At 40.4% G+C, this 3,685-nt stretch carries 5 protein-coding genes; all 5 read right to left on the bottom strand.

All coding sequences use genetic code 11. The annotated features are described in order from the left end of the window. Positions 1-101: DUF493 family protein (locus H5202_RS24390; protein WP_182773466.1), on the bottom strand; the 101-nt coding region annotated here is incomplete at its 3' end. Between the two features lie 155 nt (positions 102-256). Beyond that, complete coding sequence (locus tag H5202_RS19155) at positions 257-1,465, bottom strand: serine hydrolase (protein ID WP_443019446.1); 1,209 nt, start codon at positions 1,463-1,465, stop codon at positions 257-259. Positions 1,466-1,621: 156 nt separating this feature from the next. Beyond that, positions 1,622-2,434: a septal ring lytic transglycosylase RlpA family protein gene (locus H5202_RS19160; protein WP_182773468.1), complete on the bottom strand. Its 813-nt coding sequence runs from the start codon at positions 2,432-2,434 to the stop codon at positions 1,622-1,624. After that, a complete protein-coding gene (mltB, locus tag H5202_RS19165) occupies positions 2,424-3,437 on the bottom strand; it encodes a lytic murein transglycosylase B (protein WP_182773469.1) in 1,014 nt (337 codons plus the stop codon). The genes H5202_RS19160 and mltB overlap by 11 nt, the downstream gene beginning before the upstream one ends. Before the next feature lie 14 nt (positions 3,438-3,451). Continuing rightward, on the bottom strand, positions 3,452-3,685 hold a 234-nt coding region (locus H5202_RS19170), incomplete at its 5' end, for an FtsW/RodA/SpoVE family cell cycle protein (RefSeq protein WP_182773470.1).

Raw genomic sequence — 3,685 nt, forward strand, 5'->3', positions numbered from 1 at the left:
GCAACAACACGATCGGCTAAGGTATCGTCAGCGTCACCAATCACTTTGAAAGGGCACGAATTAGGAAATTCCATCACTTGGTCAAACGTTGTATTTAACATTAACTTACTCGATATTGTTTTTGTGTTACTGATATGGTGGCGATTATACCCGATTCAAGCCCGGTAGATCTTAAAAAATTAAAGCCGCTGATTAGGCGGCTTTAATTAGTTGATTCACTGATGGATCCATGAATAGGTCATGTAAATCTTTTTAATTACTCAAACCAACTGGCAAACATCTGCTTAAAGTAATCCATTAGCTTGCTGAACAAACCGCCTTCTTGGACTTCATTTAATGTCACTAGCGGGAACTGAGCAATGTCTTTTCCATCAAGCTGGAAAAAGACACGACCAACGGTTTCGCCTTTAGCAAGTGGCGCAGTTAGTGGCTTAGTTAATTCAAAGTTTGCTTGCAAATCTTTTGCTTTACCACGGCTAATAGTAATAGGGGTATCGGTCATAACACCGAGATCAACTGTGTCTCTGTCGCCATACCAAATTTGTTGAGTTACGAAGGTATCGCCAGCTTTGTATGGTGTAATCGTTTCGAAAAAACGGAAACCATAGTTGAGTAGTTTTTTACTCTCAGCTTTACGTGCAGATTCACTCGAGGTTCCCATTACAACGCTAATAAGACGCATGCCTTCGCTGGTGCCTGAAGATACTAGGTTGTAGCCTGCACCTGATGTATGGCCAGTTTTAATACCATCAACGTTTAAGCTTTTATCCCATAACAAGCCATTACGGTTATATTGCTTAATTCCGTTATAGGTAAAAGACTTCTCTGAATACACTTTATATTCTTCAGGTACATCACGGATCAGCGCTGCACCTAAAATGGCCATATCATAAGCTGTCGTTTTATGATTTTCTGAGTCCAATCCATGAGAGTTTTCAAAGTAGCTGTCTTTCATGCCTAATTGCTTAGCCCATGAATTCATAAGGTCAACGAACGCACCCTCTGTTCCGGCAATATGTTCAGCCATAGCAACACAGGCATCATTACCCGATTGAATGACAATACCGCGGTTTAAGTCGTGTACTTTGACCGTTTTGCCCACTTCAATGAACATTTTTGATGAGTCAGGGAAATTCTTTGCCCACGCGTTCTTGGTAATGGCTACATCATCATCTAATGAAATATTACCGACACGGATTTCATGGCCAATAACATAACTGGTCATCATTTTTGTCAGACTTGCTGGGTTTAAACTTTCGTAGGCATTTTCTTCAGCAATGACTCTGCCAGAATTATAATCCATTAGCACGTAAGCTTTAGCGGCAACACTCGGCGCATCAGGTGTCACCATAGGTGCGCGATTGGGTGTAGGACGTATATCTGGTTGTGGCGTTGCTGCGAGTGAAGAAAAACAGACAACAGATGCAAAGAGCATCGTTGTTAATTGAGCGGTTTTGGAAGTCATCATGAAGTTAGCACGTCTCTAGTTAGTCGAAGAAAAGACAAAGATCAATTGGTATAATTTTTCGATTATACATTAGTAGGCAGTCATTTCGCATTAAGGTTCATTCATCCAATGTAAATGAACCTTAATGTTACTCTTTATCACCAGTATTATGGCTTACGGTACGATAAAACTTTGCGGATAACCATCAATTTGCACACGATCGAGCAACTTATTAGTTAGATGAATTTGTCTGATCGGGCCCAACTGCAATCTGTGCATGCCATTTATCGATGTCACGCGAGAATTCACGGCATATTTGGTTTCTAACTGCTTAGCCAACATATTTATACGCAGTTTATCTTGAGACGCTGCAACTTGAATAAAGTGATTGTCATCATCTTTTAAATCGCTTATTACTCGCTCTTCAGGTGAAGGAATGTATACGGTTTCGATAGCGACTTTTGCTGTTCCTCTGGCCAGCATACCTAAGTGATAAGCAGCAGCATAAGACAGATCAATCACTCGACCGTGATGAAACGGTCCACGGTCATTTACCCGTACAATAATTTGTTTATTGTTGTCTAAATTGGTCACTTTCACATAGCTTGGTAATGGCAGATTTTTATGTGCTGCTGACATAGTATACATATCATAAGTTTCACCATTTGAGGTTAAGTGGCCGTGAAACTTTGACCCATACCATGATGCATGACCTTGCTCTTTAAATCCCTTTCCGCTGTCGAGTACTTGATAGCTTTTGCCTAATACGCTGTAGTTACGATTGCCTTGTCTACTATAAGGTTCGTATTTTGGTTGGGCATTTTTAACCAAACTTACATCTGGTGCGTCATCAGGATAACGATCGTTAGTCATTTGATAGCGGCTTTTTTTCCCAGTAGAGGTTTTTTTAGCATCATTTGATGAGCAACTGATCAGTAATGAACTGCTCAACATGATTAATAAGATGAAACGGTAATTAATGGTCATGTTGATTTACCGATTTATAATGAGCGTTAAGTTGTTGGCTAAACTGATAAACCGCCATTGCATATAATGGGCTGCGATTATAGCGAGTTATCACATAAAAGTTTTTAAGTCCGAGCCAATATTCAGTGTTTTCAGCTTGGTCTAGTTTTACTAACAACGCTGGTTGCGATGCATCTATATCTTGGTTATCCGCTAAGCTTAATGTTGGGCTAAGAATGTCTGACACTTTGTAGTGTAGTTTTTCTTTGGTCCAAACATTCGCTTTTGGGGCTGTGCTTGATGTGTGATTTAGTAATAGCGCCACAGGCTGACCTTTTTGCCAACCGTGTTGATGAAAATAGTTCGCCACACTGCCAATAGCATCTGCTTTACTGGTTAATAAATCACGTCGACCGTCGCCATCAAAGTCGACAGCGTAATGACGGTAACTTGATGGAATGAATTGACCGTAGCCCATCGCGCCAGCATATGAGCCTTTTAAAGTGTCATTATCGAGCTTTTCTTCTTTAATCAATGACATCAAGTTGGCATATTCACTACGAAAGAACGTTGCTCGTGGTGGGTAATGAAATCCCAGGGTGTACAAGGCATCTTGCACACGATAATTGCCTAAATACCCACCATAGAATGTTTCAATGCCAATAATGGCGACAATAATTTGTGGATCGACATTAAATTGTTTGGCCGCTTTATCAATGGTCTGCTGATTTTCTTGCCAAAACTCTAGCCCTTTCTGTAACCGTTTATCGGTTAAAAAAATAGGATAATATTGGTGCCAAGGTTTCGCTTCCCAAGGTTTTGATATCGCGTCAATAATAGTTTGATCGAAGCTTGAAGAGGCTAAAAACTGCTCGACTTCTTGTTGCTTGAATCCTTGTTTCACTTGTTCGGCAATAAAGGTTTTTTGTAATGCTTGAGTATCAGCTTCAATCACTGCATTTGCCTCAAAAACAGTACTAAGAAGTAATGCTAAGCTGGCGATTTGAACGGTTGTTTTTGTCATGGCTAACGTTAATCCTATCTATCGACAAATCGTCTGTGGGTGTGAATGCTCATTAAAATACCAAAACCTGTCATTAAGGTCAGCATCGAGGTTCCACCATAACTTATTAGCGGTAAAGGTACACCAACCACTGGTAGGATGCCTGATACCATACCTATGTTAACAAAAACATAGACAAAAAACGTTAGGGTGATACTCCCTGCTAATAAGCGTGCAAAACTAGTCTGCGCTCGTGAAGCGATAACCAG

The organism is Shewanella sp. SG41-4 (assembly GCF_014164505.1).
Lineage (GTDB): Bacteria > Pseudomonadota > Gammaproteobacteria > Enterobacterales > Shewanellaceae > Shewanella.

Excerpts from the sequence above, each read along its gene's own strand:
- H5202_RS19155 (WP_443019446.1), bottom strand. The coding sequence starts at position 1,465 with ATGACTTCCAAAACCGCTCAATTAACAACGATGCTCTTTGCATCTGTT.
- H5202_RS19160 (WP_182773468.1), bottom strand. The coding sequence starts at position 2,434 with ATGACCATTAATTACCGTTTCATCTTATTAATCATGTTGAGCAGTTCA.
- mltB (WP_182773469.1), bottom strand. The coding sequence starts at position 3,437 with ATGACAAAAACAACCGTTCAAATCGCCAGCTTAGCATTACTTCTTAGT.